Raw genomic sequence first — 15,113 nt, 5'->3', positions numbered from 1 at the left:
GAACAATAGGCGGGTGACACCGCAAGCAAAAATGGCGCCTCCGGGGCTGCACACGTGATCGTGTGCGGCCCCGAAGGCGCCATTCGGTGCGGGAACCCGGAGGATCGGGAACCCGATGGATTAGGCGGCAGGTGCGATGAAAGCCAGTTCGAGGTTGATGACAACCTTGTCGCTGACCAGCACGCCGCCGGCCTCGAGCACTGCGTTCCAGGTCAGGCCGAAGTCCTTGCGGCTGATGGTGGTCTCACCGGAGACGCCTGCGCGGGTGTTGCCGAACGGGTCAACAGCCACGCCGTTGAACTCGGTCTCGATGGTGACCTCTTTGGAGACGCCCTTGATGGTCAGATCGCCCACGAGGTCGAAGCTGTCGCCGTTGGCCTTGACGTGCCGGGAGACAAAGGTGATTTCCGGGAACTTCTCCACATCGAAGAAGTCCTCGCCTTTGACGTGGCCGTCGCGGTTGGTGTCGCCCGAGTCGAAGCTGGCGGTCTGGATGGTTGCTGCGACCTTGGAGTCGGTCAGGCCGCTGCCGAGTTCCAGGGTGGCTTCGGCGTCGGTGAATTGGCCGCGGACCTTGCTGATGCCTGCGTGGCGGACGGTGAAGCCGATCTCGCTGTGGGAGTTGTCGAGGGTCCAGACGCCGGTGGTGACGTTTGCGGGAAGAGTCATGGGGTTCTCCTTGGGAAGTGGTGATCGTAGCTTCATCGGTCGTTCGGCCGTACTTAGTTGAAGTGTCAACCGAACCTTGTGTCAAGTATAAACATGCAAATGCATCTTTTATTCCACCTTCAGGGAACATTCTGGAGAAACTTTCAGTTCTACGAAACGTAGAAGATTTCAGATCGCCCGCCTTCTTTGAGAAACTGGTAAACATGCCCCAAGCAACTGTCCATCTGCTCCGCCATGGCGAGGTCTACAATCCCGACGGCATTCTGTACGGCAGGCTGCCCGAATTCCACCTCTCCGAACGCGGCCGCGAGATGGCCAAGATGCTCGCGGACCACTTCGCTGCCCGCGTCGCCCAGGGGGCGAACATCGTCTACCTTGTCTCCTCGCCGTTGACCCGCGCACAGGAAACCGCCCTCCCCACTTCCCAGGCGTTGGACCTCCAGATCCACACGGAACCGCGGATCATCGAGGCGGAGAACCATTTCGAAGGGCTCAAGGCGAACATCTCCGAATTCATCAAGCCCAAGCATTGGCTCGAGTACCGCAATCCGCTGCGCCCGTCCTGGGGCGAGTCTTACCAGGACCAGGTCACCCGCATGCGTGCCGCCGTCGACGATGCCCGGCTGAAAGCGATCGAACTCGGCGGCGATGGCGCCGAAGCCATCCTCGTTAGCCACCAGCTCCCCATCTACGCCACGCGCCTCAGCGCCGAGGGCCGGCCCCTGTGGCACGATCCGCGCAAACGCGAGTGCACTCTGACGTCCCTGACTTCCCTGGTGTTCGACGACGGCAAGGTTGCGCGGGTGGAGTACAGCGAACCCGCCGCCGTGCTGCTGCCCGGTGCCGCGAAGACGCCCGGAGCATGACAATGTACGGGAACACCACGAGCCGCAAGACCAGCGGCCAGAAGATCAATGCCGCCTTGACTTCGCGTCGCAGCTTCCTCGCCGTCGGGGGAGTGGCGCTCTCCGCACTGACCATGGGCCTGTCCGCCTGTGCCCAGGAAGATGCCCTGGCCCAGCAAGCGAAAGCCGGCGACAACAAGAACTACGTTGCCGGGGACGGCTCGGTGACCGAATTCGCCAAAGCGGACCGCAAGGCCGCCGTCGGGATCAAAGGCACTTTGTTCGACGGAACTGCCGTGACACCGCAGGACCTGCTTGGCAAGGTGACCGTCCTCAACTTCTGGTTCGCCGCGTGTGCGCCGTGCCGGGTTGAAGCACCCATCCTTGAGGAACTGCACCAGGAGTTCAAGAGCAAAGGCGTCCAGTTCTACGGTGTGAACCTCCGGGACGAGAAGGCAACGGCCGACGCGTTCGACAAGACGTTCAACCTCACGTACCCCAGCTTCGACGACGAAGACGGCGCCGTGTTGCTGTCTGTCTCCGGTATCGTGCCTCCCGGTGCGGTGCCCACCACACTTGTGCTGGACAAAGAAGGCAAGGTTGCCGCCCGCGTCCTGGGCGAGATCGAGAAGAGCACGCTCAAGGCACTCATCACTACCGCGGTTGCCGAGTAGGTGGCCCCGACAGCGTGAACAGTCCTTTCGCCGAGACCATCCTGAGCGGTTCCCTGCTGCTGGCCATCCCCGTGGCTCTGCTGGCCGGACTCGTGTCCTTCCTGTCGCCGTGCGTCCTGCCCCTGGTGCCTGGCTACCTTGGCTATGTGACCGGGCTGACCGGCGTCGACCTCCAAAAGCAAAGGCGCGGGCGCATGCTCGCCGGAATCGGCCTGTTCGTCCTCGGATTCTCCGTGATTTTTGTCCTGCTCGGTGGCGCCTTCGGCCAGCTAGGGACCCTTATCACCGGCCCTCAGAACGCGTGGATCACGCAATTGCTGGGCGTGCTGGTGATTATCATGGGCGTCGTCTTCCTGGGCGGCTTCGGGTGGTTGCAGCGCGACGCCAAAATCCATGCCAAGCCGCCCGCGGGGCTGTGGGGTGCACCCTTGCTGGGCATCACCTTCGGTCTCGGTTGGGCACCTTGTATCGGCCCGACCTATTCCGCGGTCCAGTTGCTGAGCCTTTCCGGTGGGTCGTCCGCGGCGAAGGGGGCACTCCTGGCGTTTGTCTATAGTCTTGGCCTTGGCATTCCCTTCCTTTTGATAGCCCTCGCAGTCCGCCGGGGGATGGGTGTGATGTCCTTCTTCCGCCAGCATCGCCTCGCGATCCAGCGGATGGGCGGGGGCATCCTGATCCTCCTGGGAATCCTGATGGCCACGGGAGTGTGGGGTGCCTGGGTTACCGGGCTGCAGTACTGGTTCCAAACCGATGTGAAGTTGCCGATCTGATGAGCGAGCCCGTGCAAGGTAAAAAGAAGTCCAACAAGTCCGCCAGCGATTCCGCGAAAGCTGACAACGCAGCTGACAAGGCGAATGACAAGGCGATCGACAAGGCCAAGGCCGAGGCCGCACTGCCTGTCCTGGGGATCGTAGGCATGCTGCGCTGGGCCTGGACCCAGCTGACCAGCATGCGTACTGCGCTTTTCCTCCTGCTGCTCCTGGCCGTCGCGGCGGTTCCCGGCTCGCTGTTCCCGCAGCGTCCGGCCAACCCTTCGATCGTGACGCAGTACATCAGCGACCACCCGGACTACGGCAAGCTCCTGGACTCCGTGCAGCTCTACGACGTGTACTCCTCTGCCTGGTTCTCGGCGATCTACATTCTTCTGTTCATCTCCCTGATCGGCTGTGTGACGCCACGGGCCATCGCCCACTACAAGGCGATGCGCTCCCAGCCGCCGCGGACCCCGAAGCGTCTCTCGCGCCTCCCGGAGTACGGCACGCTCGTGCTGCCCGCCGACGCCGGGATCCCGGCGTCGAAGGCTATCTCGGACGCCGCCGCGGTACTGAAGAAGCGCGGCTATCGCGTCGAGGTGCGCGACGTCGACGCCGCCATGCCTTCCTTGGGTGCCGAACGGGGCTTCCTCAAGGAAGTGGGCAACCTCGTGTTCCACGCTTCGCTGATCGGAGTGCTGGTTTCGGTGGCGGCCGGCGGGCTGTTTGGCTACAGCGGCCAGCGCATCCTGGTGGAAGGCGATACCTTCGTGAACACCTTGGTGGGCTATGACCAGTTCAGCCCGGGCACCAACTTCCAGAGCAGCTGGCTTCAGCCGTATTCCATCCAGCTGAACAAGTTCGACGTCCAGTTCGACCGCGAATCGCCGGCGCACTTCGGGCAGCCCATCGACTTCACCGCCGACGTCACCACCAAGGACACCCCGGACGCGCCCGCCAAGAAGCAGGTCCTCAAGGTCAACGACCCCGTGACGCTTGGCGATACCAGCATTTACCTGACCGGCAACGGCTATGCTCCCGTCGTCACCGTCCGGGACGGCGCCGGCAACGTCGCCATGCAGGGACCTGTCGTAGCCAAGCTGCAAGGTGACAACTACTACTCCTCCGTGGTCATCAAGGTTCCCGATGCCAAGCCCGATCAGCTCGGCTTCGCAGGGTTCTTTCTGCCCACGGCGATGGTCACGGACAAGGGGGTCGCCTTCAGCGGCGATCCCTCACTCATCAATCCGCAGTTGAACCTCAACTCGTACTACGGCGACCTCGGCCTGAACAAGGGCACCCCGCAGAACGTCTTCGAGCTCGACGTGGCCAAGCTGACCCCGCTCAATGGCCGCGGCATGGCCGATAAGGCCATCGCGCTCGCCCCCGGAGGCACCTACACGCTTCCGAACGGCAAGGGCAGCATCACTTTCGACGGCGTCAAGAAGTACGTTGGCGTCGACATCCACCACAATCCGGGCCAGGCCACCGCGCTCGTGTTCGCCTTGCTGGCGGTCGCCGGATTGATTCTCTCCCTCTACCTGAACCGCCGCCGAGTCTGGGTCCGGACCGGAACCCACGACGACGGGCGCACAATGGTGGAGTACGGTCTCCTTGCCCGCGGCGAGGACCACAGGCTGGCCGGCGAAGCTGCCGCGATCCGCGAACTGCTACAACGAGAATGGCTGCTCACCACAGAGCAGTCCACCGACACCGTTTCTTCCTCAACCTCGAAGGACCAGTAATGTTCCCCATCAACGAAACCATGGGCCAGTACAGCGAGCTTTTCATGCTGCTCGCGGCCGGCACCTACACGGTGGCGTTCATCGCTTTCGCGTGGGACCTCGCCAAGAGCAGCAAAATGCTGAAGGCAGTTGACCTGAAGGCGGCCTCTTCGGTGGCAGCCGAGGTCAAGGTTCCGGTGGCTGCCGGCCGTGCCGGCGGAAACGACGTCGGGGGACCTGCCGGCCGTACCGAGCGCCCGACGTCGGCGATCACCTCCGTCAACCAGACCGCCGGCGGCGACATGAAGTACGCCGCCGAGCGCCGCATTCCCGCCCGCGTGGCGGTGGCAGTCGCGATCATCGGCGTGGCAATCCACGGTGCCGGAGTCATCACCCGTGCGATCGGCGCAGGCCGCGTGCCGTGGGGCAACATGTACGAGTTCCTCACCACGGGCGCTTTCCTTGTGGTTGCAGTCTTCCTGCTCTCGCTCATCCGCCGCGACCTGCGCTTCCTTGGCACCTTCGTGCTGGGCCTCGCCGTGATCATGATGGTGGCCGCGTCCGTGACGTACTGGACCCCGGTGGGCCACCTGGTCCCGGCGCTGCAGAGTTACTGGCTGGTCATCCACGTCTCCATCGCCGTGATGTCCGCGTCCCTGTTCACCTTGACGTTCGCCATGTCGGCCCTGCAGCTGCTGCAATCGCACCGGCAGAAGACCCTGGCGGCCGGCGGCGTGGACAAACTGGGCTTCATGCGGCTCGTACCGAACGCGTTGAGCCTGGAAAACCTGTCCTACCGCATCAACACTGTGGGATTCGTGGGCTGGACCTTTACCCTCATGTTCGGCGCCATCTGGGCCGAGAAAGCCTGGGGCCGCTTCTGGGGCTGGGACACCAAGGAAGTCTGGACCTTCGTGATCTGGGTGGTCTACGCCGGCTACCTGCACGCGCGCGCCACCCGCGGCTGGACGGGAACCCGCGCGGCTTGGTTGTCGATTGCAGGCTACCTGTGCGTGATCTTCAACTTCACCGTGGTCAATGTGTTCTTCAACGGTCTGCACTCTTACTCGGGGCTTTCGCAGTAGGGCTTCGCTCCGAACGGGCGCCTTGCCGTCCTGACCCCTTTTGAATTAACGACGACGGCGACACTCCGCACTTGCGGGCGTGTCGCCGTCGTTCTTGGTTTAAAGGAGGTCAGGAAGGGAACGTCAGCTGTTGACGTCGCCGCTGTCGTCGGCCTTGGATTCGCCCTTGAGCTTGCGTTCCTTGGCTTCCAGTTCGGCCTTGAGTTTCTTCAGCCGTTCGGCTTCGGCCTGGTTGCGACGGCGGACCTCGAGGTTGCGGAGAAAGTCGGGGTCGTCGTCGGGGGCGATGGTGTGGCTCGTGGGCTGCGGGGCGGGCCGGAGGTTGTAAGGACGGCCGATAAGGAACCAAAGGACTGCGCCGAGAACCGGCAGCAGGATCATGACCACAATCCACGCGGTTTTGGAAATTCCCCGGGTAGAGCGGCGGTCGGTGCGGATGACGTCCACCAGCCCATAGACGAACACGAGAAGGACGGCGACAACTGCAACTACGCGGAGCATACCGTCAAGTCTAGTCGCCGCCGGGTCCAACGATAGCTGTGCGATCAGGGTGCAATCAGGCTGTGCGGCTAAACTTGATCCGTGGCTTTCCTCAAATACTCCCTGATCCGGCTTGCGATCTTTGTACCGCTCTTCGTCCTCTTCGCCCTCCTGCGGACGGGTTTGTTCCTGGCGGCGATTTTCGCGGGCCTCATCGCGTTCGCCATCAGCTACCTGTTCTTCCAGAAACAGCGCGACGCCGCCACCGCCGCCATGCGCGAACGTTTCTCCGGGCGGGCCAAGCCCATCCGCTCCGCGTTGGAGATTGAAGATGCCTCAATCGAGGACCGGCTGGTCGATGAAAACCCCGCGGTAAAGGTCGAGAACGACCGACGCCCCAAGGAATCCTAGAAGCCCACAGCCCAAGGTGAGCGAGGGTTTGGAAAAACCGGGCTATATGTGAGCGAGGGTTTGGAAAAACCGGGCTATATGTGAGCGAGGGTTTGGGAAAACCGGGCTATATGTGAGCGAGCGTTCCTGGGGAGGACGCTCGCTCACTTTTGTGGCACTTTCGGCCGACGCTCGCTCACATCATGTGAGCGAGGGTTTGGGGAAACCGGGCTATATCTGAGCGTGCGTTAGAAGCCGTGGCTCAGGATGAGGCCCAGTGAGAACAGCACGCTGTAGCCAAGGTTGATCATTCCGGTCTGCTTGAGCACCGGGATAAGGCTCTTGCGCTTCCGGCCGTTGACCATGATCCAAGCCGGCATCAGGCAGGCGGGGATCAGCAGCAGCACTATCAGCATCCACGGCTTGGTGGGCGCCAGTATCACGACCAACAGGATCGCGACGGCCAGCATCAGGACGTAGCTCTCGCGGGCGTGGCGGTCGCCAAGTCGCACCGCCAGCGTCCGCTTGCCCGCCGCCGTATCCGTGGGGATATCCCGCACGTTGTTGGCCATCAGCAAGGCACACGCAATCAATCCGGTGCCGATGGCCCCGATGACGGCCGGAAGGCTCACTTGACCGGCCTGCGTGTAGGTGGTGCCGAGCGTTGCCACCAGGCCGAAGAAAACAAACACGAACAAGTCGCCAAAGCCCATATAGCCGTACGGGTTCTTGCCGCCGGTGTACCCCCACGCAGCGAGGACGCAGCCGATTCCCACCAGGATCAGCCACCAGCTCTGCGTGATGAGCACCAGTACCAGGCCGAATATCATGGCCAGGCCGAACGCGCCGAAGGCAGCCCACTTGACGTGTACCGGGCGTGCCGCACCGGAACCGACCAGCCGGAGCGGACCCACGCGGTCCTCATCGGTGCCACGGATACCGTCCGAGTAATCGTTGGCGTAGTTGACCCCGATCTGAAGGAGCAGCGCCACGAGGGCGGCGAGGATGGCATTCAAGAGCCGAAAAGATTGCAGCTCGTAGGCGGCCGCTGTGCCGATCAGAACCGGCGCGATCGCTGCCGGCAGGGTGCGCAGGCGGGCGCCTTGAATCCATTGTGCAGCTGTTGCCACGTTCAGTACCTCGTGTTGTTTCGCGTTGGGGATGGCAAATGACGGTCAGGGAGGACGTGTCTATTCTCCCTGATGCACCTCGGTGAGAAGCTCGATCATCGCCAGCCGGTCCGGCTTTCCATTGGGGAGCATGATGAGGCCATCCGTGGTCAGCACCGTTTTGGGAGCGAGGGTCCCTAGCGATTCCTGGCAGCGGGCCTTGTAGTCCGCAATGCTTTCCGGGGAGCTGTCCTCGACGGCAACATAAGCTGCCACCGCCTGGCCCCACTCGCGGGAAGGCACGCCGGCCACGAAAGCCGCGGTGACGCCGTCGAACTTTTCAAGCTCCGCCTGGATGAACGCGGCGGAGGCTTTCACGCCGCCGGTGATGATGACGTCGTCGGCGCGGCCCAGCACCGTGAGGGTTCCGTCGTCGGCGAGCGCGCCGAGATCGTTGGTGCGGTACCAGCGGGTGCCGTCCTCCTCGAAGAACGCTTCGGCGCTCGCCTCGGGCGCGTCCAGGTAACCGGAGGCCACAGTGTCGCCGCCCAGGAGGACCCGGCCGTCGTCGTCGAGCAGGACCTGGACCCCCTCAAGCGGCCTTCCGTCGTACACGCAACCGCCGCACGTCTCGGCGGAGCCGTAGGTGGTCACGACCTTCAGTCCGGCATCCCTGGCGGCGTCCAGCAGTGGGTCGGGTGCAGGCGCGCCGCCCAGGAGGATGCCGTTGAAACGGCGAAGTATTGCGAGGGTCTGCGGCGATGGTGAGTCCAGGAGCCTCTGCAGCTGGGTCGGCACCAAGGAGGTGAAGCGGATGGTGTCGGTCAGCTCTTCGGCGGCGGCGGTGAATGCCTCCGGAGTGAAGCCGTTCGAGAGGTCCATGGCCCACGGACGCGTGCCGGCGAAGAGCGAGCGGACCAGCACCTGCACCCCGGCAACGTATTGCAGCGGCAGGGCAAGGAGCCACTGTCCCTCGCCCCGGAGCGCGATGGCTGTGGCCATGGAAGAAGCAGCGAGCTCGTCGATCGTCAGCACCGTGGCCTTGGGCGTCCCGGTGGAACCGGAAGTGCGGACCACAAGAGCGGCGTCCTCGAAGCCCGGTGTTTCAACGGGGACCGCCGCAGGGGTGCCGTCTTCCAGGATGACGATTTCGACGGCGGGACCCTCGTCGTGGAGGGCGGCGGCCAGGGCTTTGAGAACCGGATCGATGTTCACGGGCGAGTCCTAGAAGTAGTACGGAAAGTTGGACCAGTCCGGATCGCGCTTCTCGAGGAAGGCTTCCTTGCCCTCGACGGCTTCGTCCGTCATATAGGCCAGGCGCGTGGCCTCCCCGGCGAAGACCTGCTGGCCGGCCAGGCCGTCGTCGGCGAGGTTGAAGGCGAACTTGAGCATGCGGATGGCCTGCGGGGATTGGCGAGCGATGTCCGCGGCGTACTCCAGGGCAACCTCCTCGAGGCGCTCGTGGTCCACGGCTTCGTTGACGGCACCCATGCGCACCATGTCCTCGGCGGAATACTCACGGGCCAGGAAAAAGATCTCGCGGGCGGCTTTCTGCCCGATCTGCCGGGCGAGCAGCGCCGAGCCGTAACCGGCGTCGAAACTTCCCACCGTGGCGTCGGTCTGCTTGAACTTGCCGTGCTCGCGGGAGGCGATGGTGAGGTCCGAGACGACGTGAAGGGAGTGCCCGCCACCAGCGGCCCAGCCGTTGACGACGGCGATGACCACCTTCGGCATGGTCCGCATGAGCCGCTGGACTTCCAGGATGTGCAGGCGGCCCGCCCGGGCGGGGTCGATGCTCTCCTGCGTCTCGCCGTCGGCGTACCGGTACCCGTCTCGTCCGCGGATGCGCTGGTCCCCGCCGGAACAGAACGAATGGCCGCCGTCCTTGGGGGAGGGGCCGTTCCCGGTGAGGAGGACTGTGGCGACATCCGGAGTCATCCGGGCGTGGTCCATGGCACGATACAGCTCGTCAACGGTGCCGGGCCGGAAGGCGTTGCGGACCTCCGGGCGGTTGAAGGCGATCCGGACCGTCGGAAGGTCCCTCGACACTTTTCCGTCTGCGTCCCGCTCGACCTGCCGGTGGTACGTCATGTCCTGGAAATCGTCGAAACCGGACACGGTGCGCCAGCGGGACGGGTCAAAGACGTCGGATACCTTGGCGGGGAAGTCGTTGCTCACCCTCAGAGTCTAGTAATCCCCTCAGCTGATGCAGAACTCGTTGCCTTCGGGATCCGCCATGGTGTGCCATTCGTGTGGCCCTTGCTTGGCCGTCCAGAGGTATTTCGCGCCACGCGCTTCCAACGTGGCGCGGACTTCGTCCTTGTCCTGTCCGTTGAGGCGCACGTCCCAGTGGACGCGGTTCTTGACGGTCTTGTCTTCCGGAACGGTCTGGAAGAGGAAACGCCGGCGCGTGTCTTTGTCCTGGTCTTCTTCCGGGCCGATGGCCGCGCCGTCCTTCCACACGAGCTTGCCGTTGTGGGTGGTCGTTTCGGCCTCCGTGGCGAAGCCTTGATCGACCATGGACCGGATGAACGCTTCGTCCTGGGGCTCCACGATCCACTCGAGCGTCTTGGCCCACCAATCGGCGAGGACGTGCGGGTTCTTGCAGTCGATCACTACCTGAAAGTTCAGTGCCATGGACTGAACCTACGACGGCGGCGCGTGGCCGGGGAAGTGCCTAGCGGACAGTTCCGGTCCGGGTTTCCCAACTGACTCGCATTTGTTGTCGTTTTGAGCGCTGAAAACGACAACTACTGCGAGCTAGTTGGGTTGGTTAGCCGCCGAGGAGTTGCGGCGGGATCGCGTAGATCAGCACGACGGCCAAGAGGTTCTTGGCGGCGTGAACGAAATAGGAGAACATCACGTTCTTGCCTGTCCAGACGTAGACAGCCACCAGGACGACGCCCATTCCCAGGTACGGGGCCAGGGCGGGAAGCACCAGCCCCTCACGTCCCACCACGTGGATGGCGGCGAAACAAAGTACGGACAGAACGCAACAAAGCCAAATATTGACGCGGCGGGACAGCTTGCCGATCAGGAGGTGCCGGAACAGGTATTCCTCCACGAAGGGGCCCAACACCACCAGCAAGGGCACCACGAACCAGGCCGGCAGTTGCAGGACCAGGGACTGCAGGCCCAGTTGGTTCTGCGACTCCGTGGCCGAGCCGGCAACCGTCACCAGGATGGCGGTGATCACCAGCATCGCCACGATGGATAAAGGAATCATCGCAAGCGTGAACCACGGACGGGTGGCCAGGATCAGGAGGTCGCGGGCTATGACGCGCCACGCAGCTGCTACGGCGAACAGGCCCACCGAAGCGTAAAAAGCGAGGTTGATGGCGAAGACGGCGGTGGCCGGGTCGGGAAAGACCCGCTGCACGAAACCCGTCACCGGGGCCGTGGCGAGGCTCAGGACAGCCGCCAATGACACGTAGAGTCCGAAAGCCGCAGCGTCCAAGCCCGTGAATCGGTATAGCCTGCCGGCTGGCGGAATGGTGCCCATATGTCCAGCGTAGCGCCCCGGTTTGTTGCCCGCGTCACGCTCCGCCGAAATCACCGGGTAGGATGGTTTTGCCGGATTTACCTTCGACGCTTCCGCGTTTTCGCTACTGATTCGACTCGCCAACAGGGTGAAAGCTCGAATTGTCCGTGCCGATGCGCATGAAGCCAGGGCCGGCACATCCTCAACCCACAAGGAACAGCTGTGCCTCAAAACACCACAACCGACCTTCAGCGTGAGCCGGGAACCCTGGCTGCGCCCAGTACCTCTACAACTTCCGAAAACCTCAGCGCCGAGGGCTACCAGAAGACCCTGAGCCGCCGCCACGTCACGATGATCGCGATGGGCGGCGCGATCGGCGTCGGCCTCTTCATGGGCGCGGGTGGACGGCTGGCCTCCACCGGCCCGGCCCTCATCTTCTCCTACGCCATTGCCGGCGTCATTGCCTACCTGCTGATGCGGGCCCTTGGCGAACTGATCATGTACCGCCAGACCTCCGGCTCCTTTGTCAGCTACGCCGGTGAAATGTTCGGCAAAAAGGGCGCCTTCCTCTCCGGTTGGATGTACTTCATCAACTGGGCCATGACGGGCATCGCCGAACTCATTGCCATCGGCCTGTACTTCCAGTTCTTCTTCCCGAATGTTCCCGTTGAGCTGTCCGCCATCGCCGCGCTGGTGCTGCTGGTGGCCGTGAACCTGTTCAGCGTCAAGGCCTTCGGCGAGTTCGAATTCTGGGCGTCCTGCCTCAAGGTCGCCGCGATCCTGATCTTCCTGGCCGTGGGCACCTTCATGGTGGTCACGAACGCGCAGGTGGGCACTGGCCACGCATCCGTGGGGAACCTCTTCGCTGCCGACGGCGGCATGTTCCCCAAGGGCGGCCTGGTGATGATCCTGGTCCTGAACGCCGTGATCTTCGCTTACAACGCCATCGAACTGGTCGGCATTACCGCCGGCGAGATGCAGAACCCGGAACGCGAAGTGCCCAAGGCGATCCGCGCCGTCGTGATCCGCATCGTGGTTTTCTACGTCGGTTCCGTCACGCTGCTGGCGATGCTGCTGCCTTCGGACCAGTATCACGCGGGAACCTCCCCGTTCGTCACGGTGTTCGGCCAGATGGGCTTGCCGTGGATGGGCGACGTCATGAACATGATCGTCATCACCGCAGCGCTGTCCTCATGCAACTCGGGCCTGTACTCGATCGGCCGCATCTTCCGCACCATGGCCAACAACGGACATGCCCCCAAGTGGCTGACCAAGATGTCCACCCGCCACGTGCCGTATGCGGCCATCCTGGCAATCGGCGCCGTGTACCTCGTGGGCATCCTGCTCAACATTTGGTTGGGCGGTTCGCACGCCTTCGACCTCGCCCTGAACACGGCCTCGATCGGCGTCATCTTCACCTGGGGCTCGATTTTCGCGAGCCAGATCGCCCTGCGCAAGAAGAAGGGCAACGTTTCCAGCCTCCCGATGCCGGGTTCGCCGTGGACCAGCTGGGTTGGCCTGATCGCCCTGTTGGCCATCACCATACTGATCGGCATGGACACCATGACGGACAAGGCCACGGGCGAGGTGTTCCTCCTGGGCCTCTGGACCCTGGCCACCATCCCGTTCTTCGCCTTGGTGCTGTGGCTGGGCTGGCAGAAGGTCAAGAACAACGAACCGAAGAGCGAGCTGTTCAGCTAGTCCGCACCATCGATTGTCCCCACCAGCTCCCAGCCTTCGCAAGCTCAGGCCGGGGCCCTCGCTGGCGTGGGCCCCCGTAACTGCCATTTTGAGCGCTCAGAACGGCACTTACGGAGCAATCGATTTAACCGGCTCAGTCCCTCAGGTACTTCGCGAAGTGGTCCTCGATCCGCTGCCAGGCTTCCGGGGCCGCAGCCGGATCGGGCTTGATCCCCATCACCCGCATCAACGGCCGCAGTGGCCGGGGCCCGACCGGAACGTCGTTCATGAAGGCGTGGCCCGCCGTCGGGAATTCCTTGACGTCGTGCTCGATCCCGAGGTTCGTCAGGGCGGCCTCCAGCTTCGCGGCCGCTCCCGGCATCGTCCTGTCCTTCCCTCCGTAGTTGGCCACCACCGGGCACGCCCCCTCCAAAGCCTGCTCCAGGTGCCGCGGCAACTGGCCGTAGTTCACAGAGGCGGCGTCGAAATCGTCGTGGGCCGCTAGCAGGGCGAAGGCTCCGCCCATGCAGAAACCGATGACCCCCACTTTTCCGGTGCACCGGGCATCGTTGCGGAGCCAGATCCGTGCCGTGGAAACATCCGTGAATGCCCGGCCCGTACCCGACATCAGGGAGCGCATGGTCGCCATGAGGCAGCGCCTCGCGCCGCCGTCGCTGTAGAGGTCGACGGCGAGGGTCAGGTAGCCCGCCGCGGCGAGCCGGTCCGCGTGGCGGCGCATCACGTCGTCGAGCCCAAAGGCCTCATGGATGAGTACGACGCCGGGAAACGGCCCGTCGCTGTCGGGCTCGGCAAGGTACCCCTGCAGGGTCCGCGAGCCTCCTGCCGCCACGCTGTCCGCGCTCAAGTCGATGTGCACCATGGGTGCAATCCTGCCAGACCGCGCAAGTGCCTTGTCGGCTGTTTTTGTCGGCGGTCGCCGATAGGCTCGATGCATGGACCACAGCACCACTCTCAGCCAGCACATCAACGCCTCCCGGGAGAAAGTCTGGGCCGTCATCACCGACATTCCGGGCTCGGCCAAGACGTTGTCGGGCGTCAAAGCCATTCAGATGCTCAGCGAGGGACCCTACGGTGAGGGCACGCGGTGGAAGGAAACCCGCGCCATGATGGGCAGGGAGGAAACCGTGGAAATGCACGTTTCCCAGAGCGATCCGCCGCGCGGCACCACTGTCAAAGCGCGGCAGGGCGGCGCGGACTACACAACGCGCTTCACCCTCGAAGAGCGCGACGGCGGGACCGAACTTGCGCTGTTCTTCGGCGCCGAGGTCCTCAAGCCGACTTTCTTCAGCAAGGTCATGATGGCCGCGTTCGGAAAGCTCGGGCTGAGTGTCACCCGCAAGGCTCTCGCGAAGGATCTCACCGAGATCGCGGCGAAAGCGGAGGCGCTCTGATGGCGGCGGTCGCCAAGGTGACGGCCCCCCGGATTTCCCCGATCAGGCTTGACGAGCTCCGCGACGATCCAGCGCCAGACTTCCAGCGCGGCGAGCGGTACGATGGCGTACGCCTCACCCGTGCCGTGGCTGACGGAGCGGAGCTGAGTGGAGCGGACTTTATCGAGTGTGAATTCAACGGAGTCTCCTTCAACGAAGCACAACTGCGTGGCGCGACGTTCCGGGATTGCATCCTAAATGAGCCCTACGCTCCGGTATTCACGGCTGCGCGCACATCGTGGCGTGAAGTGGAGATCAGTAACCCGCGTTGGGGTTCAGCGGAGATGTACGAGGGCGCCTGGCACTCGGTGAAGATCGACGGCGGCAAGCTGGACTTCCTGAACCTGCGCGGATCCAAGCTCACGGATGTGGTGATCACGGGCTGCATCATCAACGAGCTCGACCTCGGGGCTTGTACCGCGACGCGGATGGTGCTCAAGGATTGCACCATCGGGACGCTGGATGTCACCGGGGCCAAGCTCAAGGACGTGGACCTGCGGGGCTCGGACTTCCGGATGATCAATGGACTCGGCGGCCTGTCCGGCGTGGTCATCGATGATTACCAGCTCAGCCTGTTGGCACCCCTTTTGGCCGGACACCTGGGTATTCGGGTGATCTGAGTGGAGCGACGGCGCCGCGGGTGATGGTTGACCGGGTGACGGTTGACCGGGTGATGGTTGACCGGGTGACGGTTGACCGTGGGGCGGCGCCGTGTAATCTTTATAGAACGAACGGTCGGTAAATTATTCGCCGGCCCCGCTCCCTTCGCGAAG

17 protein-coding genes are annotated in these 15,113 nt (G+C 63.6%); 9 read left to right on the top strand and 8 right to left on the bottom strand.

Annotated features, from left to right (window positions below):
* Nucleotides 1-120: 120 nt before the first annotated feature.
* On the bottom strand, nt 121-669 hold the full coding sequence (locus LFT47_RS17650) for a YceI family protein (RefSeq protein ID WP_236812679.1): 549 nt from the start codon (nt 667-669) through the stop codon (nt 121-123).
* Nucleotides 670-872: 203 nt separating this feature from the next.
* Here LFT47_RS17650 and LFT47_RS17645 point away from each other — a divergent pair, with 203 nt between their 5' ends.
* From LFT47_RS17645 to ccsB, 5 genes are read left to right on the top strand one after another with little or no spacing between them, the layout of a single operon-like run.
* Nucleotides 873-1,535 (top strand): histidine phosphatase family protein, encoded by a 663-nt coding sequence (locus LFT47_RS17645; protein WP_236812678.1) that lies wholly within the window; start codon nt 873-875, stop codon nt 1,533-1,535.
* Nucleotides 1,536-1,537: 2 nt separating this feature from the next.
* Nucleotides 1,538-2,188, top strand: coding sequence for a TlpA family protein disulfide reductase (locus LFT47_RS17640; RefSeq protein WP_442863478.1), 651 nt, complete (start codon nt 1,538-1,540; stop codon nt 2,186-2,188).
* Nucleotides 2,189-2,202: 14 nt separating this feature from the next.
* Complete coding sequence (locus LFT47_RS17635; RefSeq protein ID WP_236812676.1) at nt 2,203-2,958, top strand: cytochrome c biogenesis CcdA family protein; 756 nt, start codon at nt 2,203-2,205, stop codon at nt 2,956-2,958.
* Nucleotides 2,958-4,685 (top strand): cytochrome c biogenesis protein ResB, encoded by a 1,728-nt coding sequence (gene resB / locus LFT47_RS17630; RefSeq protein WP_236812674.1) that lies wholly within the window; start codon nt 2,958-2,960, stop codon nt 4,683-4,685. Before LFT47_RS17635 ends, resB begins: the two co-directional genes overlap by 1 nt.
* Nucleotides 4,685-5,749: a c-type cytochrome biogenesis protein CcsB gene (gene ccsB, locus LFT47_RS17625; RefSeq protein ID WP_236812673.1), complete on the top strand. Its 1,065-nt coding sequence runs from the start codon at nt 4,685-4,687 to the stop codon at nt 5,747-5,749. The genes resB and ccsB overlap by 1 nt, the downstream gene beginning before the upstream one ends.
* Before the next feature lie 123 nt (nt 5,750-5,872).
* On the opposite strand, the gene LFT47_RS17620 is transcribed toward ccsB, so the two are convergent.
* Complete coding sequence (locus LFT47_RS17620) at nt 5,873-6,250, bottom strand: PLD nuclease N-terminal domain-containing protein (protein ID WP_236812671.1); 378 nt, start codon at nt 6,248-6,250, stop codon at nt 5,873-5,875.
* Between the two features lie 81 nt (nt 6,251-6,331).
* Between LFT47_RS17620 and LFT47_RS17615 the strand changes: the two genes are divergently transcribed.
* On the top strand, nt 6,332-6,640 hold the full coding sequence (locus LFT47_RS17615; protein WP_236812669.1) for a DUF4229 domain-containing protein: 309 nt from the start codon (nt 6,332-6,334) through the stop codon (nt 6,638-6,640).
* Between the two features lie 227 nt (nt 6,641-6,867).
* Here the strand turns inward: LFT47_RS17615 and LFT47_RS17610 are convergent, their stop codons facing one another.
* The 5 genes from LFT47_RS17610 to LFT47_RS17590 all read right to left on the bottom strand — a co-directional run bounded on the left by LFT47_RS17610 (nt 6,868) and on the right by LFT47_RS17590 (nt 11,230).
* The gene (locus LFT47_RS17610; RefSeq protein ID WP_236812667.1) at nt 6,868-7,749 is read right to left on the bottom strand and encodes a 1,4-dihydroxy-2-naphthoate polyprenyltransferase; all 882 of its coding nucleotides are present in this window, start codon (nt 7,747-7,749) and stop codon (nt 6,868-6,870) included.
* A gap of 60 nt (nt 7,750-7,809) precedes the next feature.
* The gene (locus tag LFT47_RS17605; protein ID WP_236812665.1) at nt 7,810-8,943 is read right to left on the bottom strand and encodes an AMP-binding protein; all 1,134 of its coding nucleotides are present in this window, start codon (nt 8,941-8,943) and stop codon (nt 7,810-7,812) included.
* A 9-nt stretch (nt 8,944-8,952) separates the two neighbouring features.
* A complete protein-coding gene (locus LFT47_RS17600) occupies nt 8,953-9,906 on the bottom strand; it encodes a 1,4-dihydroxy-2-naphthoyl-CoA synthase (RefSeq protein ID WP_236812663.1) in 954 nt (317 codons plus the stop codon).
* Nucleotides 9,907-9,927: 21 nt separating this feature from the next.
* On the bottom strand, nt 9,928-10,365 hold the full coding sequence (locus tag LFT47_RS17595) for a VOC family protein (RefSeq protein ID WP_236812661.1): 438 nt from the start codon (nt 10,363-10,365) through the stop codon (nt 9,928-9,930).
* 136 nt (nt 10,366-10,501) lie between these two features.
* Nucleotides 10,502-11,230, bottom strand: a complete 729-nt coding sequence (locus tag LFT47_RS17590; protein WP_236812659.1) for a CPBP family intramembrane glutamic endopeptidase — start codon at nt 11,228-11,230, stop codon at nt 10,502-10,504.
* A 201-nt stretch (nt 11,231-11,431) separates the two neighbouring features.
* Here LFT47_RS17590 and LFT47_RS17585 point away from each other — a divergent pair, with 201 nt between their 5' ends.
* On the top strand, nt 11,432-12,910 hold the full coding sequence (locus LFT47_RS17585; protein WP_236812657.1) for an amino acid permease: 1,479 nt from the start codon (nt 11,432-11,434) through the stop codon (nt 12,908-12,910).
* 133 nt (nt 12,911-13,043) lie between these two features.
* Here the strand turns inward: LFT47_RS17585 and LFT47_RS17580 are convergent, their stop codons facing one another.
* Nucleotides 13,044-13,769, bottom strand: a complete 726-nt coding sequence (locus LFT47_RS17580) for a dienelactone hydrolase family protein (RefSeq protein ID WP_236812656.1) — start codon at nt 13,767-13,769, stop codon at nt 13,044-13,046.
* Between the two features lie 73 nt (nt 13,770-13,842).
* Here LFT47_RS17580 and LFT47_RS17575 point away from each other — a divergent pair, with 73 nt between their 5' ends.
* Together LFT47_RS17575 and LFT47_RS17570 are read left to right on the top strand one after the other, a co-directional pair.
* A complete protein-coding gene (locus tag LFT47_RS17575; protein WP_236812654.1) occupies nt 13,843-14,301 on the top strand; it encodes an SRPBCC family protein in 459 nt (152 codons plus the stop codon).
* A complete protein-coding gene (locus tag LFT47_RS17570; protein ID WP_236812652.1) occupies nt 14,301-14,960 on the top strand; it encodes a pentapeptide repeat-containing protein in 660 nt (219 codons plus the stop codon). The genes LFT47_RS17575 and LFT47_RS17570 overlap by 1 nt, the downstream gene beginning before the upstream one ends.
* Nucleotides 14,961-15,113: the final 153 nt, after the last annotated feature.

This window comes from Arthrobacter sp. FW306-2-2C-D06B, from assembly GCF_021789175.1.
GTDB lineage: Bacteria > Actinomycetota > Actinomycetes > Actinomycetales > Micrococcaceae > Arthrobacter.
The sequence above is the reverse complement of the archived record's forward strand: the minus strand, read 5'-3'. Positions and strand labels throughout refer to the sequence as shown.